The organism is Pseudomonas sp. ZS1P83, assembly GCF_054897825.1.
In genome coordinates, this window is sequence record NZ_CM142706.1 from 5,581,660 (window position 1) to 5,605,392 (window position 23,733).

Below are 23,733 nucleotides of genomic sequence, written 5' to 3' on the forward strand. Positions count from 1 at the left end.
CTGCGCAGCCGAACGGGGACAAGTCCCCTCGCCACAGGGGATCACTATTTTCCCTGTGATTGGCTATAGGCCTTGGATTAGAGCCTTCCAATCAACCTCTTCCGCTTCTGACAGCGCCGCCCAAACGGGTCGGCGCTTTGTGCTTTGTCTACCCCTGGAGACCCTCTGATGTCTGTTCGTCACTGGCAAGCCGTCCTGCTGACCCTTGTCGTTCTATGCGGCCTCGGCGGCTGTAGCGGCAATTACAAATTCAACGACAACACCTATCGCCCATTGGGTGATCCGCAGGCGGTCAATCGCGGCAAGTGACCGCAAGGAGTATCACCATGGAACTGGTTTTCGAAATGCTGAACACCAAGCAGTTCGTGCCCACGGATTTGTGCCAGAAAACCTTCAAACAGGCCGGCGGCGTGATCGGCCGGGGCGAGGATTGCGACTGGATCATTCCCGACCGCAAGCGTCACCTGTCCAACCACCACGCGCTGATCAGCTACCGCGAAGGCACGTTCTTCCTGACCGACACCAGCAGCAACGGTATCCAGGACAGCGAAAGCGGCGCGCGTCTGCGCAAGGGCGAAGCCATGCGCATCGAGCACGGCAGCGTCTACGTGTTGGGTGACTTCGAGATCCGTGCACGGCTGGTTCGCGACCCGGCGACTTTCGACGTCGAAATCGGCCGTCCGCAAGCGGCGGGCAGCGTCATTCCGGACGATGCGTTTCTGGACCTCGATCCGCTCAATGCCCTCGATCAACAAGAGCGCGTGTATTCGGAAATCGACGAACTGATCGCCCCGAGCGCGACGATCGAGGACTCCCGTCAGCGCGCCGACTACGCCCGCATCGACATGGAAATCCTGATGGTGCCGGAGCTGATCAACGCCCCGGCAGAGCCAGCACCCGCGCCACCGCCAAAAGCGGTCGAGCGTCAGAGCGAAGGTTTCTGGGAGCACTTCGGTGCGGCATTGGGCGTGGACCTCAAAGGCCTCGACCACGATGCCCGCGAAGCCCTGGCGATGAACGCTGCACGCCTGCTCAAGCAAAGCGTCGGCGGTTTGCAGCAGAGCCTGCGCACCCGCAGGGAATTGAAAAACGAACTGCGTCTGGCCCAGACCACCGTGCAAGGCACCCACAAAAACCCGCTCAAATTTGCCGTCGATGCCGGTGAAGCGCTGGGCATTTTGTTGCAACCGAACAAGCCGGGCCAGTTGCCGGCCGAGCAAGCAATCTCCCGTGCGTTCCGCGATTTGCAGGCGCATCAGGTCGCCCTGTTGACCGCTAGCCGCGCTGCCGTTCGCGGCACATTGGAGCACTTCTCGCCACAGCAATTGACCCTGCGTTTCGAGCGTGACAACAAGCCACTGCTCGCCACGTCCGGCAGCCGCTGGAGGGCTTACGGGCGTTATCACCAGGCCCTGCGTCAGGACGATGACTGGAGTGAGCGCCTGCTGGCCCGCGACTTCGCCCAGGCCTACGAAGAACAGATCCGCCTGATTTCCACCCTTCACACCGACCACCAAGGATGATGCGCATGTCTCGCTGCTCGACCGCTTTTTTCAAGACGCTGACGGCGTTCGCGGCCCTGGTGCTGCTGGCCGGTTGCTCGTCGCTGTCGCCGTATTCTCACGTCACCAAGCTGAACCTGAAGCTGACCGCCAGCGACCAGTTGAACCCGGACCTCAACGGGCGTCCGTCGCCAATCGTCGTGCGTCTGTTTGAACTCAAGCACCCGGTGACGTTTGAGAACGCTGACTTCTTCAGTCTCTACGAGCGCGCCAAGGAATCCCTGGCCCCGGACCTGGTGGCCAGCGAAGAAATCGAGCTGCGTCCAGGTGAAACCGTGGCGATGAAACTCAGCGTGGAGGAGGGCAGTCGCTACGTCGGCATCCTTGCGGCTTACCGCGATCTGCCGGAAACCAAATGGCGCTACACGGTGCAAGTCACCCCGGTGGACGTCACCGACGCTGATTTGACCCTCGACCAGGCCGGTATTCGCAACAGCAACGAAACGCTTGCCAAGGCGGATGACTGATCATGAATTCCCATAAAGTCATTTGGCAGGAAGGCATGCTGCTGCGCCCGCAGCACTTCCAGCACAACGATCGCTACTACGATCACCAGATGAAGACCCGCACTCAGTTGCTGGGCAGCTACACCTGGGGCTTCCTGAACCTGGACATCGACTTGCAGTTCCTCAACATGGGCAAACTGGTAATCAGCCAGGCCTCGGGGATTCTGCCGGACGGCAGCCTGTTCGAACTCGGTGGAAATACCGAGCCGCTGGCACTCGACGTGCCACCGAACATCGGTAACACGCCGATCTACCTGGCGCTGCCACTGGTCACCGGCAACCACATCGAGTCACGCCGTCCGGAGCAATCCGACGTGCTGGCGCGCTATACCGCGTACGAAGCGGAAGTCGCCGACTCCAACGCCGGCGACGACTCTGCCAGCCAGGTCAGCTGCGGCCGTCCGGACTTCAAACTGTTGCTCGGCGAGCAGCAGAGCGACCAAGCCTACGTGAAACTGAAGATCTGCGAAGTGCTCGACACCACGCCTGATGGCGTGATCAGCCTCGACCCGGACTTCGTCCCGACCTTCCTTCAGGCGCATTCGTCCAGCTACCTGCTGTCGTGCCTGAAAGAAGTGATCAGCATGCTCGGCCACCGGGGCGACACCATCGCCGAACGCATCCGTTCCAACGGCAAGGTGGGTGGCGCGGAAGTCGGTGACTTCATGATGCTGCAACTGATCAACCGCACCGAACTGTTGTTGCGCCACTACCTCGGCCTGGAACAGGTTCACCCAGAAGCGTTGTACCGCACGCTGCTGACCATGCTCGGCGATCTGGCGACCTTCTCCAGCGACAGCAAACGCCCGCGTCTGGACAGCCGTTACCAGCACAGCGACCAGGGCGCGAGCTTCCGCAAACTGATGGAAGCGATTCGTCAGGTGCTGTCGATGGTGCTCGAACAGCACGCCATCGAACTGGTCCTGCAAGCGCGTCAGTACGGGATCATCGTCTCGCCGTTGCACGACCACAAACTGCTGGGCTCGGCCTCGTTCGTGCTCGCCGCCAGTGCCAACTGTGACGCCGAAGAGCTGCGCCACCGCTTGCCGGCGCACCTCAAGGTCGGCCCGGTGGAGCGCATCCGCCAACTGGTCAACCTGCATCTGCCGGGCATCAAGGTCAAACCGTTGCCGGTGGCGCCGCGGCAGATCGCGTTCCACTCCAACAAAACCTATTTCATTCTCGAACTCAGTTCCGAAGACCTGGCGCAACTCGAGCGCTCCGGCGGCTTTGCGTTCCACGTGTCCGGTGAATTTGCCGAGCTTGAACTGAAATTCTGGGCCATCAGGAACTGACCGACGTGATCAAGGACATGGAACATAACCAGGACGATAAAACCGTCCTGCTCGACCACCAGGGCCACGGCCCTGCTTCGAGCCCGCTGACAGATTTCGCTGCACCACCGCGTTTCGAACAGCTCGAAGAACGGATGATTTACGCCGCGCGCCTGCGTCCGGCCGAAGCGTTCAACATCAGCCTCAACTCGCTGGTAGCCGCAGCGTCCGACCTGTTGTCGGAAGTGGTGCGACTCAAGCACAGCGACACCCGCGAAGACCTGTACGCGCTCAACGAGCGACTGACTGCCGGGCTGAAACTGTTTGAATCGCGCGCGCTGCACAACGGCGCCGAAAGCAGCCAGGTGATGGCCGCGCGTTACGTGCTCTGCACCGTGGTCGATGAAGCCGTCGTCACTACGCCGTGGGGCAACGAAAGCGAATGGTCGCAGATGAGCCTGCTCAGCAGCTTCCACAACGAAACCTTCGGCGGCGAGAAGTTTTTCCAGCTGCTGGATCGCCTGTCGAAAAACCCGGTCAAGCACCTGCCGATGCTGGAACTGATGTACCTGTGCCTGTCGCTGGGCTTCGAGGGCAAGTACCGCGTGCAAGCTCGCGGCATGCTCGAACTCGAAGGCATCCGCGACGGCTTGTACCGCCAGATTCGCCAACTGCGCGGCGACGTGCCGCGCGAACTGTCGCCACATTGGGAAGGCTTGAACGATCAGCGCCGCAGCCTGGTGCGCATCGTGCCGGCGTGGATGGTGGTGCTGTTCACCGTGGTGTGCCTGGTGGTGATGTATTCGGGCTTCGCCTGGGTATTGGGCGAGCAACGCGAAACCGTTCTGCAACCTTATCAGCAGCTTGATCCGGCCGCCGCTGCGCCGCAGTCGCAGCCGTAAACAGGGACGTGTGATGAAAAAGTTTTTCAAGAAAGTCGGCACACTCTTGCGCCAGACCTGGGTCTGGGCCTTGCTGGTGGTGCTGTTTGTCGCGCTGCTGGTGTGGTTCGTCGGGCCGCTGCTGGCGATCGATGACTACAAGTTCTGGGAAGGTTCGACCTCCCGCCTGCTGACCATCAGTGTGCTGTTCCTGATCTGGGGCCTGAGCATGGTCTTCGTCAGCTGGCGCGCTGGCGTACGCAAGAAAGCCATCGAAGACACTGAAGACGGCCAGGACCGTGTCCGCCGTGAAGAGCTGATCGACGAAGAGCAGAAAGAGCTTCGCGTGCACTTCAAGGATGCGTTGAAAACCCTGAAGACCTCGAGCCTCTATCGCGGTCGCAGCGAACGCTGGCGCAGCGATTTGCCCTGGTACTTGCTGATCGGTCCACAAGCCAGCGGCAAGACCAGTTTGCTGGACTTCTCGGGCCTTGAGTTTCCGATCAACAAGATCGACCGCAAGCTGACCCGCGACACCCTTGGCACCCGTCATTGCGACTGGTATTTCGCCGACCACGGTGTGCTGATCGACACCGCCGGGCGTTACCTGACCCATCCGGATGACGAAGTCGATGACAGCGCCTGGAGCACCTTGCTCGACCTGCTGCGCAAGCGTCGCCGCAACCGTCCGTTGAACGGCGTGCTGGTGACCATTCCAGTAGCAATGCTGCTGGGCAACACCGAGCAAGACCTCGATGCCTTGGCCCGCCAGGTACGTGCCCGTCTGCAAGACGTGCATCAAAAACTCCACGTTGATGTGCCGATTTATCTGGTGTTGAGCAAGGCTGACAAGCTGCTTGGTTTCGACGAGTTCTTCGATCAACTGACTCGCGAAGAAAGCGATCAGGTGCTCGGCACCAGCTTCCGCAAAGAGCAGAGCGGCACCGATGTGGCTGTGTTGCGTAGCGAGTTCGAAGAGCTGCTGCGTCGCCTGAACAGCCAAGTCATCATGCGCATGCATCAGGAGCGCGACACCCAGCGCCGTGGTCGCATCCTCGACTTCCCGCATCAACTGGGGCAGATCGGCGAGCGCCTGTGCCTGTTCGTCGACATGGCGTTCACCGGCAACCGCTACCAGCGTGTCAGCCAGTTGCGCGGTTTCTACCTGACCAGCGCACCGCACCTGACTCAAGAGATGGACCAGACCACCGCCGGCATCGGCGCCAATCTGGGCATGAATGCCGGCGTGCTGCCGACCTTGCGCAGTGGCCGTTCGCGCTTCATTCACCACTTGCTCAGCCGAGTGATTTTCCCCGAGGCCGATCTGGCCGGTCTGGACAAACGCGAACGCAGCCGCATCCATTGGGGTCAACGTGCCCTGTACGTGGGCGCTTTGTCGGCACTGGCGATGTTCGGCATGCTGTGGGCGGGCGGATTTTCGGCCAACTACGAGCGTCTGGAAAACCTGCGTAACCTGGCCCAAAACTGGACTCAACAGCGCTCGGCCCTGACCGCGCGTGACGACTCCATGGCGGTGCTCAAGACCCTCGACACCCGCTACGCGGCGACTCAGGTCTTCCCGAAAAAGGGTGACGTGTCGTACCACGAGCGCGGCGGCCTGTATCAAGGTGAAGACGTCAATCCAGTGGTCAAGGACGCCTACGAGCATGAGCTTGAAGCGCAACTGCTGCCGAAGGTCGCGACGCTGCTGGAAGGGCAGATTCGCGCCAACATGAAGGACCGCGAACGCCTGCTCAACAGCCTGCGTGCGTACCTGATGCTGAACATGAAAGATCGCCGCGATGCTGCGTGGCTCAAAGATTGGGTCGCCACTGACTGGTCCCTTCGTTACGCCGGCAACACGGCGGTGCAGAACGGTCTGAACACGCACTTCGAGCGTTTGCTGAAGCAGCCGTTTGTCTATCCGCTGAACGATCAACTGGTGGCTGAGGCGCGTCAGGTTTTGCGCAGCGAGTCGCTGGTTAACGTGGTTTACCGGATGCTGCGCGAGCAGGCCCGTAACCTGCCGGAATACCGCTTCAGCCAACACTTGGGTCCACAGGGTGTGCTGTTTGTTGGCACCGATTACGTGATTCCGGGCTTCTACACCAAAAAGGGTTATCAGCAGTATTTCTCGATTCAGGGCACTGCGCTGGTCACCGACCTTCTGCGTGACAACTGGGTGCTGGGCGAAGGCTCGGGCATCAGCGGCATGGACTTGCGTCGCCTGATGGTCGAGCTGGAGCAACTGTACTTCCGCGACTACGCCAACTTCTGGAGCGAAGCGGTTGGCCAGGTTGCCTTGCCACCGATCAACGACGCCGGTGAAGGTGCCGAGCAACTGGCTGGCCTGACGGCCGCCAACTCCCCAGTGCTGCAACTGCTGGTGGAAGTGCGTGAGAACACCCGTTTCCCGGTGATCGCGGACAGTGCCGATGAGGCTTCCGAGGCAGCAGACAAACTGGGCGAGATGGGCGGCAAGCTCGGCAAACTGGCCGCTGGTGCAGCGGAAAAAGCATCGGGCATGGCGGCTAATATGGCAAAGCAGCTGCCCGACACCGCGAAGAAATCCCTGCAACGTCGCTTCGAACCGCTGCACCGTTTACTGGATGACAACAACGGCCCGGCCGCTGATTTGACTCCGGCGCTGACGGCGCTTAACGACTTGCAACTGCAACTGGCGAGCCTGACGCGTGCCAGTGCGCCGGAACAGGCTGCGTTCGAAATGGCCAAGACCCGCATGAGCGGCCAGCGTGATGCGCTGAGCAACTTGCGCAATGCCTCGAACCGTCTGCCGCGTCCGGTCAGCGTGTGGTTCAACGTACTGGCTGAAGACACTTGGCGTCTGGTGCTGAACGATTCCTACCAATACCTGAACCAGCGTTATCAGAGCGAGCTGTACAGCTTCTACGGCAAGGCGATCAACAAGCGCTATCCATTCAGCGCCCACAGCACCAGCGATGTTGCGATCAGCGACTTCCGCGAGTTCTTCAAGGCGCACGGTATTGCCGATCGCTTCTTTGATACCTACATGCGTCCGTTCGTGAGTGGCGATCCAGGCAACTACCGTCTGCGTAGCATCGACGGTCATAGCATGCCGATCTCCAAGGTTTACCTCGACCAGATGGCCGCCGCACAAGTGATTCGCCAGAGCTTCTTCTCGATCAATCCGGCCGAACCGCAAGTGCAGTTCAAACTGGAGCCGTACACCCTCGACCCGGCCGTCAGCCGTTCCGAGTTCAAGTTTGGCGACAAGACCATCGAGTACCGCCACGGCCCGATCGTGCCGGTGTCGTTCAAATGGCCGACCGACGCTGAAGACGGTCGCACCAGCCTGGTCCTCGACAAAATGGTCGGCCGCCCGATCGGCATCGAGAAGAACACCGGCCCATGGTCGCTGTTCCGTCTGTTCGACCTGATGCAGACCGAGTACCTGAGCGGTCGCGATGTGCTGGTACTGAAAGCTGACGTAGGCGGCCTGCGCGCCAACTACTTGCTGTCGAGCCAGCGCACACCGAACCCGTTCGACATGGGCGTGCTGCGTACCTTCCGTATGCCGGTGCAGCTCTGATGCTGGTTGCCAGTCCCTGGCGCAGCGCTGCGCGAACCGATCCGGGCAAGGTTCGGGCGCGCAACGAAGATGCTTTCCTGGACTGCCCGCAGCAGGGTCTGTGGGTGGTCGCGGACGGCATGGGCGGTCATCAGGGCGGCGACATCGCCAGCCAGTTGATCGTCGCCAGCCTGGCGGAGTTGCCGGTGCAGGACGACTTCGACGAACGACTCAAGGGCATACGCCAGTGCCTGCACTGGCTGAACCGTCGTTTGGGTCAGGAGTTGACCGTCACGGCCGGGCGCCACGACAGCATCATGGGCAGTACCGTGGTGGCGCTGCTCGTAGAAGGCAGTCGCGCCGCCTGCATTTGGGCCGGCGACAGTCGCTGCTACCTGTGGCGCGGCCAGCGTTTGTATCAGCTGTCCAAGGACCATTCGCTGCAACAGCAACTGATCGACGAGCAACACATGAGCGTCGAACAAGCCAAGGCGCATCCTTCTGCCCATGCCCTGACCCGTGCGGTCGGGGCTGCCGAGCAGCTGACGCTGGATGTGCTTGAACTCGAGGTTTACCCCTTCGATGCGTTTCTGTTGTGCAGCGATGGTTTGTACCAAGGGTTGAGCACTGATGCCTTGGGCAACGCCCCTGAGCCTGACCGCGCCGCACGTTGCGCTGGAGCGTCTGTTCGACGGCGCTCTGCGGGGCTCGGCCCGGGACAACCTGACGGCTGTGGTGATCCGAAAATGACTGAACTCATGCCGCCGCTCGACGACCTGCAGGTGACCGACGAGGAAGCCAATAACCTGACTTACTTTGCGTTCGCCACGCCTCTGAACGGAAAGCCGCATAAAGCAGAGCCCGCGCTGGCGCCAACAAAGGCCAGCGTCGGCGAAATGCCCGACGTGTTGGCAGGCCGTTACCGCATCGAGCGCCTGCTCGGTGCTGGCGGCATGGGCGCGGTTTACCGCGCACGGGATCTGCTGAGCGAGCAGTTCGGCGATCCCGACCCTTACATCGCGCTGAAAATCCTCAGCGAAGAATTTGCCGAATCGCCGGACGCCAGTGCCTTGCTCTACAGCGAGTTCGCCCTGACCCGACGACTGCGCCACGACAACGTGCTGCGTTTGCACAGTTTTGAAGTGGACACCGACTGCCAGCGCGCCTTCATCACCATGGAACTCATGCGTGGGCTGACCCTGGACAAATTATTTTGCGAGCGGCCGCTGGGCCTGCCGTGGAAAGAACTGCGCGACATCGCGCTGCCGCTGCTCGACGCGCTGGCCTTCGCCCACGCTCGCGGCGTGCTGCACGGCGACATGAAGCCGAGCAACGTCATGCTCAGCGAAGAAGGTGTGCGCCTGTTCGACTTCGGTCTGGGCCAGGCCGAGGAGGGCATCTTGCCCGGCCTGCCACACCTGAGCCGCAACCGCTTCAACGCCTGGACCCCCGGCTACGCCGCCCCCGAACTGCTCGAAGGCCAACCGCTGTCGGCCAGCGCGGATGTCTACGGCGTGGCCTGCGTGTTGTACGAATTGGCGGGCGGTAAACACCCGTTCCGCCGTTTGCCCTCGACCGAGGCCCGCGACGGGCACCTCGAACGCGAGCTGCAGGCACCCAGGAATCTACCGAGACACTGCTGGCCAGCCCTGCGAACGGCGCTGGCTTTCGATGCGGCAGATCGAACGATCACTGCCGCCCAACTGCGTGACGCTATGGGCGCCACTTCGTCTTGGCTGCAGCGTCTGAAACTTCGGCGGAAAGTGTGACTTGGCGGTCATAATGCTGGAAAAGTAGTTCATCTTCTTCTAACTCAACTAGACAGTGGCGTTCTTTCATGAAGCCGCTACACTGCGCCGGCCGTTCATTTTCCTTTTGAGGCTGTGCGCATGAAATTTCGTTTTCTTCTGTGGATGCTGGGTTTGTTGATGGGTAAGGCCAGTCGGACTAATCCTGCGTTTCAGCAGCAGTTGGGTGACAAGGAGCTTGTATTCCAATTACAGACCCTGGACGGGAAGGTGGCGCGGCATTTCTTTGTGAAGGATCAGCGCATTACCAGTAGGTCCGGCGTACATGCCGAGCCTGCGTTTGCGATTGCCTTTAAAGATGCGGCGTATGGCTTTGCCACGATGCAGGCGAAGAACAAGCAGTTGGCGTTTATGACGGGGATTCAGGACAAGTCGATTCAGATCAAGGGCAACCCGGCGTTGGTGATCTGGTTTCAGGGATTGACCAAGTATTTGAAGCCGAGGAAGGCTAAGTCTAAGGCTTGAGAATTCTGCGCGATCCTGTGGCGAGGGAGAGCCAGTTGGATCGGGGTGGATTCTTCGCGGGCAAGTCGGACCGCCGCACCGCTCGCTCCTACAGGATTTAGCTGATCCGTAGGAGCGAGCGGTGCGGCGATCCGACTTGCCCACGAAGCTTTTCAGGGCTGGGTGAATTGCGAAGCCAGTTCACGCAGCAGCACTTCAGCCTCAAGGACTTTGCTCACGACGTCGTTGGCTTTCTCGCGAGTCAGGCCGACGCGCTCCAGCAACGCATCCGGAATATCTTCATCTGGCCCGGAGCCAATGCCACGGCTACGCAGCAAACGCACAGCCAGACACACGAGGTTTGGGTACTCGGCGTAATCGCCGTCGTAGCTCGGGTCGTGCTGGAAGCGCAGCGCAGTGGCCAGCTCGTCGGGCATGTCCCAGTAGCGCATCAGCCAGGAGCCGATCTGTTCGCGGCTGATGCCCAGCAAGTGTTGCTCGACGTAGCTGTGGCACAGGTGCGGGTTGACCTCCAGGTGGCGGCAGATCAGCGAGAAGTGCGGCGGGAACACGTGGGCCAGCAGCAAGTAGCCGAAGTTGTGCAGCAGGCCGGCGAGGTAGGTCAGGCCGGCTTCCGGGCGCTGGGCGCGCGGCATGGCGCGGGTAAGGCCTTCGATGACGGCGGCGGTGTAGATCGACTGCTGCCAGTACGGCGTGGTGTGTTGCGGATGGTCTTTCGGCAGGCTCAGGGTTTTGCCAAGCGCCAGGCCCAGCGCCAGGTTGATCACCAGGTCGAAACCCAGGACCCGGACGATGGCGTCTTCCACTGAGCGAATCTTGCCCGGCGAGGCGTAGTACGGCGACGCCGCCCAGCTCACAACCTGTGCGGCCAGGGCCGGGTCGGTTTCGACGACGCCGGTGATGTCGTCGATGGTGGCGTTGGGATCGACACGCAGTTTGATGATTTTCTGCGCGGTCTCGGCCAGCGGCGGAATTTCGATGGTCTCTTCCAGACGCTGCTGGATACGCCGCGCGGTGAACGCTTGAACGGCCTGGGTGATTTCCTCACGGTCATCGTGAGGGCGGTCGAGGTTCGGGCGAATGAGGGTCAGCGCTTCGCCGAAGTTGGCGGCGCTGGCCTTGGTCAGCATGGTCTTGAAGTCTTCGCTGGTGACTTCCAGCAACACGCCCGGTTCGTCCGAGTTGATCAGCAACTTCGGTTCGCGCAGCAGGCTTTCTTCATACAGGCACGGTGAACTGGTGAGCGCCGGCAGGCCGGGCAGCAGGCTCAGGTTGTGTTTGCCGAGCATTTTTACCAGGCGTTCGGTGGGCACGGCGGTGAGGCGGCGGCCCGTCAGTTCGGCCAGGCGATTGAGGTCCAGCAATTGGCTCTGCGGGAACAGCACCATGAGCGCGCCCACGGAGTCATCAAGCAGAACAGCCTGCACTTTGCGTGCGGCGTTCAGGCCGTGATGGTCGAGGACTTCTTCGTAGGCGATACCCAGTTTGCCCAGCAGCAGCCGAATAACCGACGGAGCGTGCGGGGTGGCGGGTGCGAGGGCAACTTCGGTCATGGTCTATATCCGTTTTAAAACAATGGCAGGAGTATAACCAGCTTGCTCAGAACGAGGGTTCAGAAACTGCGACGGTGCTCACACTTGGCCGTATTGCTGCCCATGACGTAGCCAGCGGTCGAGCAGTGGACTGACGTGATCCGGCCAGCGCTCCAGCAGCGCCTGGGCGGCGTCGCGCACGGCGGGCAACAGATCGGCGTCGCGCATCAGGTCGGCGACCTTGAATTGCAGTAGGCCGGTCTGACGCGTACCGAGCAATTCGCCGGGGCCGCGCAGCTCGAGGTCTTTTTCGGCGATGACAAAACCGTCGTTGGTTTCGCGCATGATGCCCAGTCGCTGACGACCGATTTGTGACAGCGGCGGATGGTAAAGCAGCACGCAATGGCTGGCGGCGCTGCCTCGACCAACGCGACCGCGCAACTGGTGCAGCTGCGCGAGCCCGAGGCGTTCAGGGTTTTCGATGATCATCAGGCTGGCGTTGGGCACGTCGACGCCGACTTCGATCACGGTGGTCGCGACCAGCAGTTGCAGGTTGCCGGCCTTGAATTCGGCCATGACGGCGGCTTTCTCGACGGGCTTCATGCGACCGTGGATGAGCCCGACCTTCAGCTCGCCGAGGGCGGCGGTGAGGTCTTCGTAAGTGGTTTCGGCGGCTTGGCAGGTCAGCTCTTCTGACTCTTCGATCAGCGTGCACACCCAATAGGCCTGACGTCCTTCGGCACAGGCACCGCGCACCCGCTCGATGACTTCGACGCGTCGGGTATCGGTGATCAGCACGGTGTTCACCGGGGTTCGACCGGGCGGCAGTTCGTCGAGGATCGAGGTGTCGAGGTCGGCGTAGGCGCTCATGGCCAGCGTCCGCGGAATCGGTGTCGCGGTCATGATCAGCTGGTGCGGACACATCCGCCCGCCGACACCTTTCTGCCGCAACGCCAGGCGCTGCTGCACACCGAAGCGGTGTTGTTCATCAATGATTACCAAGGCCAGGTTCTTGAATTTCACCTCGTCCTGGAACAGCGCGTGGGTGCCGACCACCATCGGCGTGCCGCTGGCGATTTGCTCCAGTGCGGCCACGCGGTTCTTGCCTTTGAGCTTGCCGGCCAGCCACGCCACTTCAATGCCCAGCGGTTCGAGCCAGCGTTTGAAGGTGATGAAATGCTGCTCGGCGAGAATCTCGGTGGGCGCCATGAGTGCCACTTGATACCCGGCCTCCAAGGCCTGGAGTGCAGCGAGGGCTGCGACCACGGTTTTACCGGCGCCAACGTCGCCCTGAATCAGCCGCAACATGGGTTCGTGCTGATTGAGGTCGTAAGCGATTTCGTTGCCGACCCGTTGCTGAGCGCCGGTCGGAGTGAAGCCAAGATTGGCCAGATACTGGGCCGGCAGCCGGGTGGCATTTGGCATCGCCGGCGCGCGCAGGGAACGCATGCTCTCGCGCAGGCGCTGCTGGGACAGTTGATGCGTCAGGAGTTCTTCGAAGGCCAGACGGTGCTGCGCCCAGTGATGACCGAGGGCGAGTTCGTCGACATCGGCATCGGCGGGTGGGTGATGCAGGTAGCGGATCGCATCGGCCAGCGGTGCCAGTTGATAATCCCGCGCCAGTTCAGTCGGCAGCCAGTCGGGCAGGCTGGTCGGGCCGAGCATCGTCAGGGTCTGCATGCACAACTGGCGCAAGCGCTGCTGGGTCAGGCCTTCGGTGAGCGGGTAGACCGGGGTCAGGGTTTCATCCACCGGCGGCGGCTCGTCGCCAGTGATGGCGCGGTATTCCGGGTGATAGATTTCCAGCCCCGATGCACCGGGCCGCGCTTCGCCGTAGCAGCGAATGCGCGTGCCGCGTTTGAGGCCTTCTTTCTGGGCATTGCTGAAATGGTAGAAACGCAGGCTGAGCCCGCCAGTGCCGTCCTGCAGGCGCACCACCAGGCTTCGGCGGCGGCCCATGACCACGTCGGCGCCGCTGACGGTGCCTTCGATCACGGCGTCCTGGCCCGGTCGCAAATGGCCGATCGGAACCACGCGAGTGCGGTCCTGATAGCGTAGCGGCAGGTGGAATAGCACGTCCTGGAGATTCTCCAGGCCGACCTTGGCCAATTTCTCGGCCATGGCTTCGCCGACACCCTTGAGTGCCGTCACCGACACTTGCGACAACTCGGTCATGGCAGCGACTTAGGCCGCAACCACCGGTGCTTGCGGCTTGGCCACCGAGCACAGGCGAATGGAGTCAGCGAGGATCTCAATTGCCTTCGGCCGCGGGAAGCTCGCTCGCCAGGCGATGGCCACGGTGCGAAACGGCACCGGAGGCGACAATGGGCGCACTTCGATCACGCCGGGGGCGTAGTGATGGCTGTCCACGGCCGATAGCGGCAGAATCGAGATACCCAGGCCGGACGCAACCATGTGGCGGATGGTTTCCAGGGAGCTGGATTCCACCGTGGTGTGCTTGGCGCCGTCGTTGCCTTTGGCCAGGGTCGGGCACGCTTCCAACACTTGATCACGGAAGCAGTGGCCTTCGCCGAGCAGCAGCAGGCTCTTGTCGTTGAGCAGGCTGGCGTCGATGGATTCTTTTTGGGTCCAGGGGTGCTGGGCCGGCATCAGGACGTAGAACGGCTCGTCGTAGAGTTGCAGGGTCAGCACGTCGGCTTCGTTGAACGGCAGGGCGATGATGATCGCGTCGAGCTCGCCGTTGCGCAATTTGTCGCGCAGCACGTGGGTGAAGTTTTCTTCGATGTACAACGGCATCTGCGGGGCGACCCGGTGCAGTTGTGGAATCAGGTGCGGAAACAGGTACGGGCCGACGGTGTAGATGGCGCCGACTTTCAGCGGCGCGGTCAGCTGGTTCTTGCCGGCTTGGGCCAGTTCGCGGATGCCTTGGGCCTGCTCCAGGACTTTTTGCGCCTGGGCGACAATGCCTTCGCCAACCGGGGTCAGGCGCACGGCACTCTTGCTGCGCTCGAAAATCAGCACACCGAGTTCGTCTTCAAGCTTTTTCACGCCCACCGACAGGGTCGGCTGGCTGACATGGCAACGCTCGGCCGCGTGGCCGAAGTGCTGCTCTTGGGCGAGGGTAACGATGTAGCGTAATTCTGTAAGAGTCATAGCAAGCGTCCATGAAGTTGCGGGCCAAGCATACCGGCTGCAATCGATAGACGCACGTTATCAGACTGAGTGTGTTGAGTGACACCGGGCAAAGCGGGTTTGCCGCTGGTGGATATGCAAAAGGCACCTTTCGGTGCCTTTAAAAGATCTTGTGGCCGCCACATAACCTGTAGGAGCCGAGCTTGCTCGCGATAGCGGTATATCAGTCAACGAAGATGCTGAATGTTAGGGCCTCATCGCCAGCAAGCTCGGCTCCTACAAGGGACTGCGTATTTGCTTAACGCCGGCGTTTTTCCAGCGAGTAAACAAACGGTGCAACGATTTCGATGGAGCCGTTGGTCAGCATATCCGCCGGTGGCTTGGGCAGTGGTTGAGCCTCGCGGATCATTTGCAGGGTGGCGCGGTCCAGATCGGCGTTGCCGGAAGGGCTCGCCAGTTCGAACGACAACACATTACCTTGCGCATCCATCACGAAACGTAGACGGTTCACACCTTCCTTGTTCCGCATCCTTGCAGCGGGTGGATACTTCTTATGCTTGGCCAAATGCGCGAGCAATTCGCTCTGCCAACTGGCCTTGGCCGCTTGCTGGGCCGGTGATGGACCCGGTGCCGGTTGTGCGGATTTTTCCGTTGGCGCCTGAGTCGGTTGCGCGTCGCTCGGTTTTTCCTCGGACGGCTTCTCTTTAGGCGGTTCCGGCTTTTTCTCCACAGGCTTGGGCGGTTGAGGCTTGGGCTTGGGTTTGACCGGTTTCGGCACCGCAATCTCGGCCTTCGGCACTTCAGCCAGTTTCGGTATCGGCAGTTCCTCTACCGGCGCCGGTGGCTGCGGCGGCGTGATGACCTTCGGCGGTGCCGGCGGTGGCGGGGCCGGAACCGGCGCCAACTCGACCATCATCGCCTGCGGCGGCAGCTCGATCGGTGGGCGCGACGTCCAGTTCAGCGCCAGTGCAATGGCCAGCGCATGGACGCCCAGCACCACGGCCAGGCTCGCGCTGTAACGCGTCAGCTTTTGGCGCGTCGTGATCATTTCTTGACTGCCGTCTCGAGTCCGACCAGACCCACCTTCAGGTAACCGGCGGAGCGCAAGTTGTCCATCACGCTCATCAAGTCGCCGTAGTCCACACCTTTATCGGCCTGGAAGAAGATCGTCGTGTCTTTCTTGCCTTTGGTCTTGGCGTCGAGGGTGGCGCCGAGTGCTTCGGCCTTCACTTCGTCTTCGCCGAGGAACAGGCGCTGGTCAGCCTTGACGCTGAGGAACACCGGTTTCTCTGGCCGTGGCGCCGGTTTGGCACTCGAGGCGGGCAGGTCGACCTTGATGTCCACGGTGGCGAGCGGGGCCGCCACCATGAAGATGATCAACAGCACCAGCATCACGTCGATGAACGGTGTGACGTTGATTTCGTGGTTCTCGGCCAGATCGTCGTCTGCGCCTTCTTTCAAATGCAGGCCCATGGCCGATTACCCCACTTTCACCATGTGCGGTTGCGAGCTGCGCTCGGGCGGCAGGTGGTCGAGGTCGCGGCTGACCAGCAGCAGGACTTCCGCCGAAGCGTCGGACACCTGCGCCTTGTAACCGGCGATGGAGCGGGCAAAGACGTTGTAGATCACAACGGCCGGAATCGCGGCAACCAGACCCAGTGCAGTCGCCAGCAGGGCTTCGGCGATGCCGGGAGCCACGACGGCGAGGTTGGTGGTCTGGGTTTTGGCGATGCCGATGAAGCTGTTCATGATGCCCCACACGGTGCCGAACAGGCCGACGAACGGCGCGGTAGAGCCGATGGTGGCGAGCACGCCGGTGCCGCTGCTCATGTTGCGACCGCAGGCTGCAACGAGACGCTCGAGGCGGAAACTGACACGTTCCTTGATGCCTTCTTTCTCGCGACTGTTGGCCGACAGCTTCATTTCTTCCAGTGCATCGTGCACCAACAGGTTGGCGAGGGTGCCGGCCTTGGTTGCCGAAGCACTGGCTGCTTTAAGGGTGGTGGCTTTCTTCAGGTGGACGATTTCAGTGCGCAGACGACGCTTGGCGCCCATCAGCTCGAAACCCTTGGCGATCCAGATGGTCCAGGTGATGATCGAGGCGATGGCCAGACCGATCATCACGATTTTCACGATGATGTCGGCGTTCTGGTACATGCCCCATGGCGACAGGTCGTGGGCCATGCCCAGGGAGTTGTCGGCTTCGAGGACTTCAGGAGCGTCTTCGGCGGTGGTGTCTACGGCTTGGGCGGGGGTAACGGCCGATGCGGCGTGATCCGCTGGCGCTTGAGCAGCCGTGGCGGCCGGAGCGACTGGCGCTTGTGCGTCAGCGAACGCGGCAGTCGGCGCCAGCATCAAGCTGATCAGCAGGGCGGCTACCGCGCTCCAGGCGCGAGGTCGTTTGGTTGGCGAAGCGGGGAATTGATTGCGTGTCATGCTGGCCGGACCTGAGAAAGAAAAACGGTAGATGCTCTTCCAGGCCTGGTGAGGCCGAGAACAAAAGTGGCAGGCATTATTGCAAGTAATTCTCGTTAACAAAAGTAATAGCGTCTCTTTTTTTCCTCCGTTACTAGCCGCTCATCCATTTCGGGCGCTAGTCTGTACCTTTCTTGAGGGAGTTTTCTGATGTCCGCGCCTTCTGTTTTGATCGCCGGCTGCGGTGATGTTGGCAGCCGTCTGGCCACGCAATTGGTGGCTTCTGGGTGGGAGGTTCATGGCCTGAGGCGTGACGTCTCGCGCCTGCCCGAGGGAGTCATTGGTGTTGCCGGCGACTTGTTCAATGAAGACTGCCCGGCGACCTGGCCAGTCGGTGCGGTGGATTATCTGGTGTATTGCGCGGCCGCCACCGATCACGATGAAGCCGGTTATCGTGCTGCTTATGTGCAGGGCTTGCAGCATGTGCTGGACTGGCTGAACGACTACGGTCAGGTGCCCAATCGCCTGCTGTTTGTTTCCAGCAGCAGTGTGTATGGCCAGCAGGATGGCGAGTGGGTCGACGAGACTTCGCCGACCATTGCAGCAGGCTATTCAGGTCGATTGATGCTAGAGGCTGAGCAAGTGGCACTCCAAAGCGGCATCCCGGCCAGCATCGTGCGCTTGACCGGCATTTACGGCCCGGGCCGCGAATGGCTGCTGACGCAGGTTCGCAGAGGTTATCGCGTGGCGATCGATCCCCCGCTTTATGGCAACCGTATTCATGCCGACGATGCAGCGGGGTTGATGGCGTTTCTGCTTGAGGCGGATCGGCGTGGGGTGACGCTGGATGACTTCTATATCGGTGTCGACGATGCACCTGCACCGCTGGCGGAAGTGGTGGACTGGTTGCGTGAGTACCTGGGCGTGACTGAATGGGCTGAGGATGCGACCGTGCGGCGCACGGGCAGCAAGCAGTGCAGTAATGCTCGGGCGAAGGCCTTGGGCTGGATACCGAAGTACCCAAGCTTTCGCGAAGGCTATGCCGCGATACTCGAAGACCGCTGCTGACTTCCAGTCACCACAAACTAACTGTAGGAGCGAGGCTTGCCCGCGAAGGCGTCATAACGTCCAACATCTACGTTGGCTGTTACATCGCCTTCGCGGGCAAGCCTCGCTCCTACAATGGATCTGCGCTAGGCCGGGTTATTGCCTTTCCAGCAACCACTTGCGATCACCCGGCGTGAACGATGGCATCTCGTCCGCCTGAGCGGTGTTCACGGTCTGGAAAATCTCCAGCTCTTTGCCCTTGCGCGCAAAGATCCAGGTGTTGCCCTGGCCATTCACTTGCAGCCACATGTTGTCGTTACCGCTGCTCATCGAAGCGCAATCACCGGCCAGACACAAGGCGTAGCGATCCGCACCCGGCAGGCCGGCAACCTGGCCGTCAGCCTGGAATTGCACGGTATTGCCTTCACCTGGGCCGCTGACGACTTTCCAGCTGCCGCCCATGTAGGCCGAATACAGCGCGCGCTCGAAGCTGGCGCCGATTGGTGCGCCGTCTGGCACCTGAACCTGAGCGCGCTCGAAGACTTGCTCCGGCTCGTTGTCGTTGGCGACCTGGCTCAGTTGCTTGCCGTCGCGCTTCAGCTCGCTGGCAGAGCTGCCATAAAAGTCGACCTTCCAGGCACCGGACTCTTCGCCCAGCAGCTTGCCATCGACGTTTTCAAAACCATTGGTGTAGCGGGCCTGACTGGCCTTGGTGTTGACGTCCCATTCCAGGTTCGGGCCATAGGCCTGGAGCGCTTCACGCAGGGGGCCGCCTTTGGATGCAGCATCGATCGCCGACTGATTGATCCAGGTGCCGCTAATATCACGGTCGGCAGGGTTGCTGGCACAACCGCCCAGGAATAGGGCGAGCAGCGAGAGAACAAGCGCTTGGCGCATGGTGGAATCCTTTCAAAACGCTTTTTATACATACGACAGCGGCGCAGCCGTGAAGGGCTGCGCCGGACGCATTACTCGATGACCAGAATGGCATCCATTTCAACCTGCGAACCCTTTGGCAGGGCCGCAACGCCGATGGCGGCGCGGGCAGGATAAGGCTGGTCAAAGTACTTGCCCATGATCTCGTTGACCTTGGCGAAGTGGCTCAGGTCGGTGAGGAAGATGTTCAGTTTGACGATGTCCTTGAACGAACCGCCAGCCGCTTCGGCGACGGCTTTAAGGTTCTCGAACACCTGGACGGTCTGGGCTTCGAAGCCTTCAACCAGTTCCATGGTTTTTGGGTCCAGAGGAATTTGACCCGACATGTAAACGGTGTTGCCAGCCTTGATCGCCTGGGAGTAAGTACCGATGGCGGCCGGGGCCTTGTCGCTGGTGATAACTGTTTTGGTCATGAATGACTCCTTGTAATGAGTGGCTTACGCACGCATGCGAGTGATGCGAATCACCCCGGTCAGAGCGCGCAGTTTCTTGATCACGCGGGCCAGGTGCACGCGGTCGTGCACGCTGACCACCAGTTGGACCACGCTGATGCGACCATCGCGTTCGTCCATGCTGATTTTTTCGATATTGCCGTCGGCCGCGTTGACGCTGCTGGCCAGCAGAGCGATCAAGCCACGCTGGTGTTCCAGTTCGACGCGCAGCTCGACATTGAATTCGCCGGTGACATCCTTGGCCCACGAGAGCTGGATGCATTTTTCCGGGTTGTGGCGGATTTCGCTGATGTTGCGGCAGTTGTCCAGGTGCACGACCATGCCTTTGCCCGCGGACAGGTGGCCGACAATCGGGTCGCCCGGGATCGGTGTGCAGCACTTGGCGTAACTGAGCACCAGGCCTTCGGTGCCACGAATCGCCAGCGGGCCTTCCGCGCTGGGCAGTTGCTCGCCTTCGCCAAGCAGGCGGCGAGCCACCACGTAAGCCATGCGATTGCCCAGGCCGATGTCTTCGAGCAAGTCTTCGATCAGTTCGAGACGGTACTCGGTGAGCATCGCTTTGACGCGCTCGGCCGCGACTTTCTCCAGCGAGCTGTCGAAGCCATTCAGCACTTTGTTCAGCAGGCGTTCGCCGAGGCTGATGGATTCGGAGCGGCGTTGCAGTTTCAATGCATGGCGGATGTGGGTCCGCGCCTTGCCGGTGACCACGAAGTTGAGCCACGCCGGGTTCGGCCGCGCGCCGGGGGCGCTGACGATCTCGACCGTGGAGCCGCTTTGCAACGGTTCGGACAGCGGGGCGAGACGACGATTGATCCGACAGGCAATGCAGCTGTTGCCCACGTCGGTGTGCACCGCGTAAGCGAAGTCGACCGCCGTGGAGCCTTTAGGCAGCTCCATGATCCGGCCTTTGGGCGTGAACACATAGACCTCGTCCGGGAACAGGTCAATCTTCACGCTCTCGATGAATTCCAGCGAGTTGCCGGCCCGTTGCTGCATTTCCAGCACGCCTTTGACCCACTGACGAGCGCGGGCGTGAGTGCCTTTTGGCTGCTCGTCGCCGCTGGATTTGTACAGCCAATGGGCGGCGATGCCGTTGTTGGCCATCTCTTCCATTTCACGGGTGCGGATCTGGATCTCGATCGGAACACCGTGCATGCCGAACAATGTGGTGTGCAGCGACTGGTAGCCGTTCGCCTTGGGGATCGCGATGTAATCCTTGAAGCGCCCCGGCAGTGGTTTATATAAGTTATGCACAGCACCCAGCACGCGGTAGCAGGTATCGACCTTGTCGACGATGATCCGAAACGCATAGACGTCCATGATCTCGTTAAAGGCTCGACGCTTGCCGCGCATTTTCTTGTAGATGCCGTAGAGGTGTTTCTGACGACCGCTGACCTCGCCCTGAATGCCATCGATGGCCAGGCAGTGACCGAGGGATTCTTCGATCTTGTTGACGATTTCCTTGCGGTTGCCCCGGGCGCGTTTGACCGCCTGGTTGATCCGTGCGGAACGCATCGGGTGCATCGCTTTGAAGCCGAGGTCTTCGAATTCTATGCGGATGGCGTGCATGCCCAGCCGGTTTGCAATAGGTGCATAGATTTCCAGGGTTTCCTTGGCAATCCGTCGGCGTTTTTCGCCGGACAGGACTTCCAGCGTCCGCATGTTGTGCAAGCGGTCAGCCAGCTTAACCAGGATCACGCGAATGTCGCGGGCCATGGCCATGGCCATTTTCTGGAAGTTTTCGGCCTGGGCTTCGGCTTTGGTCTCGAAGTTCATCTGGGTCAGTTTGCTGACCCCGTCGACCAGTTCGGCCACGGTTTCGCCGAACTGAGCTTGCAGCGCTTCCTTGGCAATACCGGTGTCTTCGATCACGTCATGCAGCATCGCAGCCATCAGGCTCTGATGGTCCATGTGCATGTCGGCAAGAATATTCGCAACCGCGAGTGGGTGCGTGACGTACGCCTCGCCGCTACGGCGGCGTTGGCCATCGTGGGCTTGTTCGGCGTAAAAGTACGCTCGGCGGACCAGGTTGACCTGGTCCTTGCCGAGGTAGGTCGATAAGCGATCGGCGAGGGCGTCTATGCTCGGCATGATAAATCCTGCCGTTCGCTGTGACCCCGCGCCGTGCTACGTCGACCAGGCATGGCTTAGACGGCCTCGTTGGACTCGTCTTCGAACGCTGCGAACAGCGGTTCGTCTTCGACGATTTCAGCATTGGCGATGAACTCGTAGCTCATCAGGCCTTCAGCGATTTCACGCAAGGCTACAACCGTAGGCTTGTCGTTTTCCCACTGGACCAGTGGCTCTTTGCCGCCGGTGGCCAGTTGACGGGCACGCTTGGTAGACAGCATGACCAGCTCAAAGCGGTTTTCCACGTGGTTTAGGCAATCTTCAACGGTTACGCGGGCCATGGTATTCCTCGGAGCGAATGCAATATGCGCGCTGCCCGGTTGGGCGAGCGGACTCAACAGTTTAAAAAATCACCAGCGTTTAGGGAAGCGCTGATTTTTTGACCAAGCCCTTCGACGCGCTGCAAGTGCCAATGTAAAGCCCTTCCAGCGGTTTTGGGAAGCGCTGATTAGCCGAGCAATTCAGCCAAAAGTTTTCCGTTACGCTGTTGCTGACGCTTCTGATGCAGCTGATTGGCGCGGAAAATCGCCTGCAAATCCTTCAGTGCGTGGGCGAAATCATCGTTGATGATCAGGTAGTCGTAATCGACGTAGTGACTCATCTCGCTGACCGCTTCGCGCATCCGGCCTTCGATGATCTCGTCGCTGTCCTGGCCGCGATTGGTCAGGCGCTGGTGCAAGGCCTGCAGGGACGGTGGCAGAATGAAGATTGAACGGGCCTGGGGCATCAACTTGCGCACTTGCTCTGCACCCTGCCAGTCGATTTCCAGAATCAGGTCGTGGCCTTCGTCCAGGGTCTGCTGCAGGTGGCTTTGCGAAGTGCCGTAGAGATTGCCGAACACTTCGGCGCGCTCGAGAAAATCCCCGTGTTCGATCATCTTCACGAACTCTTCGCGCGATACGAAGTTGTAGTTCACACCGTTCACTTCACCGGGGCGCATGGCGCGGGTGGTGTGGGAAACGGAGACGCGGATCTCTTGATTAGCGTCGGTCAGGGCCTTGACCAGGCTGCTCTTGCCCGCGCCCGAAGGGGCGGAAATGATGTACAGGGTGCCGGTGCTGTGGGTCATGTCGGGTTTGCCTTACTCAATATTCTGCACTTGTTCGCGCATCTGCTCGATCAACACCTTGAGGTTGACCGCCGCCTGGGTGCTGCGCGGGTCGAAGGCTTTGGAGCCCAATGTGTTTGCTTCGCGGTTGAGCTCCTGCATCAGGAAGTCCAGGCGCCGACCGGCAGCGCCACCGGATTTGAGCACCCGGCGAACTTCGATGATGTGAGTGCTCAGGCGATCCAGTTCTTCGGCGACGTCACTCTTTTGCGCGAGCATGACCATTTCCTGCTCCAGTCGCTGCGGGTCCATCTCGGCCTTCATGTCGGCAAAGCGGTCGAGCACTTTCTGGCGCTGGGTGGCGAGCATCTGCGGGACCAGTTCACGCAGGGTCACCACGTCTTCTTCAATAGAGGTCAGGCGATCATTGATCAACCGTGCCAGCTCCGCGCCTTCGCGCTCGCGGCCGGCCTTGAGTTCTTTCAGACCTTCGTTGAACAGCGCCAGTGCTTCGGCATTCAAGGCTTGCGGGTCGGTCGCATCGCCCACCAGCACGCCGGGCCAGGCCAGGACTTCCAGCGGGTTCAGCGCGGCCGGATTCTTGATCAGGCCGGCGATGGTCTCGGCGGCAGCGACCAGTTGTGCGGCGCGCTCGCGGTCCACTTGCAGTGGTTTGTCGGTATTTTCTTCGGTGAAGCGCAAGGTGCATTCGAGCTTGCCCCGTGAGATTCCCTGTCGCAGGGCTTCGCGGACCGCGCCTTCGAGGTCGCGAAAGGACTCCGGCAGACGCAAGTGCGGCTCCAGGTAGCGGCTGTTGACCGAACGCAATTCCCAGCTAAGGGTGCCTTGGGCGCCGGCTTTTTCGACGCGGGCGAAGGCGGTCATGCTGTGCACCATGGAGGTACCTCGCAATGCAGGTTCATGCGTTACCAAAGGTTTCGCAGGCCTGATCTATATGAATTTAAGCCGAGAGGCAGCAAAGGCGCAGGATTGTAGCGCAGTGGGGCGAATGCGCCCAAACACACGGTGTGACA

21 protein-coding genes and 1 pseudogene are annotated in these 23,733 nt (G+C 60.9%); 10 read left to right on the top strand and 12 right to left on the bottom strand.

The annotated features are described in order from the left end of the window. Window positions 1–168 precede the first annotated feature (168 nt). The 9 genes and pseudogenes from ACYZT0_RS26160 to ACYZT0_RS26200 all read left to right on the top strand — a co-directional run bounded on the left by ACYZT0_RS26160 (window position 169) and on the right by ACYZT0_RS26200 (window position 10,046). The gene (locus ACYZT0_RS26160; protein ID WP_008030659.1) at window positions 169–309 is read left to right on the top strand and encodes a hypothetical protein; all 141 of its coding nucleotides are present in this window, start codon (window positions 169–171) and stop codon (window positions 307–309) included. Between the two features lie 17 nt (window positions 310–326). Beyond that, the gene (tagH, locus tag ACYZT0_RS26165; RefSeq protein ID WP_462043633.1) at window positions 327–1,523 is read left to right on the top strand and encodes a type VI secretion system-associated FHA domain protein TagH; all 1,197 of its coding nucleotides are present in this window, start codon (window positions 327–329) and stop codon (window positions 1,521–1,523) included. A 5-nt stretch (window positions 1,524–1,528) separates the two neighbouring features. Beyond that, window positions 1,529–2,029: a type VI secretion system lipoprotein TssJ gene (tssJ, locus tag ACYZT0_RS26170; protein ID WP_462043634.1), complete on the top strand. Its 501-nt coding sequence runs from the start codon at window positions 1,529–1,531 to the stop codon at window positions 2,027–2,029. A 2-nt stretch (window positions 2,030–2,031) separates the two neighbouring features. Beyond that, window positions 2,032–3,363, top strand: coding sequence for a type VI secretion system baseplate subunit TssK (tssK, locus tag ACYZT0_RS26175; protein ID WP_462043635.1), 1,332 nt, complete (start codon window positions 2,032–2,034; stop codon window positions 3,361–3,363). 17 nt (window positions 3,364–3,380) lie between these two features. Beyond that, the gene (gene icmH / locus ACYZT0_RS26180) at window positions 3,381–4,244 is read left to right on the top strand and encodes a type IVB secretion system protein IcmH/DotU (RefSeq protein ID WP_462046638.1); all 864 of its coding nucleotides are present in this window, start codon (window positions 3,381–3,383) and stop codon (window positions 4,242–4,244) included. 13 nt (window positions 4,245–4,257) lie between these two features. Further along, window positions 4,258–7,794 carry a type VI secretion system membrane subunit TssM gene (gene tssM, locus ACYZT0_RS26185; RefSeq protein ID WP_462043636.1) on the top strand — a complete coding sequence of 1,179 codons (3,537 nt, stop codon included), beginning with the start codon at window positions 4,258–4,260 and terminating at the stop codon, window positions 7,792–7,794. Beyond that, window positions 7,794–8,523 (top strand): annotated as a pseudogene (locus ACYZT0_RS26190) (PP2C family protein-serine/threonine phosphatase). Before tssM ends, ACYZT0_RS26190 begins: the two are co-directional and overlap by 1 nt. Continuing rightward, on the top strand, window positions 8,520–9,542 hold the full coding sequence (locus ACYZT0_RS26195) for a serine/threonine-protein kinase (protein ID WP_462043637.1): 1,023 nt from the start codon (window positions 8,520–8,522) through the stop codon (window positions 9,540–9,542). Before ACYZT0_RS26190 ends, ACYZT0_RS26195 begins: the two are co-directional and overlap by 4 nt. Window positions 9,543–9,662: 120 nt before the next feature. Further along, window positions 9,663–10,046, top strand: a complete 384-nt coding sequence (locus tag ACYZT0_RS26200) for a helicase (RefSeq protein WP_462043638.1) — start codon at window positions 9,663–9,665, stop codon at window positions 10,044–10,046. A 152-nt stretch (window positions 10,047–10,198) separates the two neighbouring features. Here ACYZT0_RS26200 and ACYZT0_RS26205 read toward each other — a convergent pair whose 3' ends face one another. From ACYZT0_RS26205 to exbB, 6 genes are all read right to left on the bottom strand, one after another. Continuing rightward, the gene (locus ACYZT0_RS26205; RefSeq protein ID WP_462043639.1) at window positions 10,199–11,599 is read right to left on the bottom strand and encodes an aminoacyl-tRNA deacylase and HDOD domain-containing protein; all 1,401 of its coding nucleotides are present in this window, start codon (window positions 11,597–11,599) and stop codon (window positions 10,199–10,201) included. Between the two features lie 78 nt (window positions 11,600–11,677). Continuing rightward, the gene (gene recG / locus ACYZT0_RS26210) at window positions 11,678–13,753 is read right to left on the bottom strand and encodes an ATP-dependent DNA helicase RecG (RefSeq protein ID WP_462043640.1); all 2,076 of its coding nucleotides are present in this window, start codon (window positions 13,751–13,753) and stop codon (window positions 11,678–11,680) included. Between the two features lie 9 nt (window positions 13,754–13,762). Further along, the gene (locus tag ACYZT0_RS26215; protein WP_462043641.1) at window positions 13,763–14,692 is read right to left on the bottom strand and encodes a LysR substrate-binding domain-containing protein; all 930 of its coding nucleotides are present in this window, start codon (window positions 14,690–14,692) and stop codon (window positions 13,763–13,765) included. A 277-nt stretch (window positions 14,693–14,969) separates the two neighbouring features. Continuing rightward, window positions 14,970–15,719: an energy transducer TonB family protein gene (locus ACYZT0_RS26220; RefSeq protein WP_462043642.1), complete on the bottom strand. Its 750-nt coding sequence runs from the start codon at window positions 15,717–15,719 to the stop codon at window positions 14,970–14,972. Continuing rightward, window positions 15,716–16,144 carry a TonB system transport protein ExbD gene (gene exbD, locus ACYZT0_RS26225; RefSeq protein ID WP_129439980.1) on the bottom strand — a complete coding sequence of 143 codons (429 nt, stop codon included), beginning with the start codon at window positions 16,142–16,144 and terminating at the stop codon, window positions 15,716–15,718. Before exbD ends, ACYZT0_RS26220 begins: the two co-directional genes overlap by 4 nt. 6 nt (window positions 16,145–16,150) lie before the next feature. After that, on the bottom strand, window positions 16,151–17,107 hold the full coding sequence (gene exbB, locus ACYZT0_RS26230; protein WP_462043643.1) for a tonB-system energizer ExbB: 957 nt from the start codon (window positions 17,105–17,107) through the stop codon (window positions 16,151–16,153). A gap of 189 nt (window positions 17,108–17,296) precedes the next feature. Here exbB and ACYZT0_RS26235 point away from each other — a divergent pair, with 189 nt between their 5' ends. Continuing rightward, complete coding sequence (locus tag ACYZT0_RS26235; protein ID WP_462043644.1) at window positions 17,297–18,154, top strand: SDR family oxidoreductase; 858 nt, start codon at window positions 17,297–17,299, stop codon at window positions 18,152–18,154. 135 nt (window positions 18,155–18,289) lie between these two features. Here the strand turns inward: ACYZT0_RS26235 and ACYZT0_RS26240 are convergent, their stop codons facing one another. From ACYZT0_RS26240 to ACYZT0_RS26265, 6 genes are all read right to left on the bottom strand, one after another. After that, a complete protein-coding gene (locus ACYZT0_RS26240) occupies window positions 18,290–19,030 on the bottom strand; it encodes a hypothetical protein (protein WP_462043645.1) in 741 nt (246 codons plus the stop codon). A gap of 71 nt (window positions 19,031–19,101) precedes the next feature. Next, the gene (locus ACYZT0_RS26245; RefSeq protein WP_003229509.1) at window positions 19,102–19,482 is read right to left on the bottom strand and encodes a RidA family protein; all 381 of its coding nucleotides are present in this window, start codon (window positions 19,480–19,482) and stop codon (window positions 19,102–19,104) included. A 24-nt stretch (window positions 19,483–19,506) separates the two neighbouring features. Further along, the gene (gene spoT / locus ACYZT0_RS26250; protein ID WP_462043646.1) at window positions 19,507–21,612 is read right to left on the bottom strand and encodes a bifunctional GTP diphosphokinase/guanosine-3',5'-bis pyrophosphate 3'-pyrophosphohydrolase; all 2,106 of its coding nucleotides are present in this window, start codon (window positions 21,610–21,612) and stop codon (window positions 19,507–19,509) included. Window positions 21,613–21,668: 56 nt separating this feature from the next. Further along, window positions 21,669–21,932 carry a DNA-directed RNA polymerase subunit omega gene (gene rpoZ, locus ACYZT0_RS26255; protein ID WP_007894670.1) on the bottom strand — a complete coding sequence of 88 codons (264 nt, stop codon included), beginning with the start codon at window positions 21,930–21,932 and terminating at the stop codon, window positions 21,669–21,671. A gap of 167 nt (window positions 21,933–22,099) precedes the next feature. Beyond that, complete coding sequence (gene gmk, locus ACYZT0_RS26260) at window positions 22,100–22,720, bottom strand: guanylate kinase (protein ID WP_282376229.1); 621 nt, start codon at window positions 22,718–22,720, stop codon at window positions 22,100–22,102. Window positions 22,721–22,732: 12 nt separating this feature from the next. Continuing rightward, entirely contained in the window at window positions 22,733–23,596 is an 864-nt protein-coding gene (locus ACYZT0_RS26265) for a YicC/YloC family endoribonuclease (RefSeq protein WP_008150145.1), read from the bottom strand. Between the last annotated feature and the right edge of the window lie 137 nt (window positions 23,597–23,733).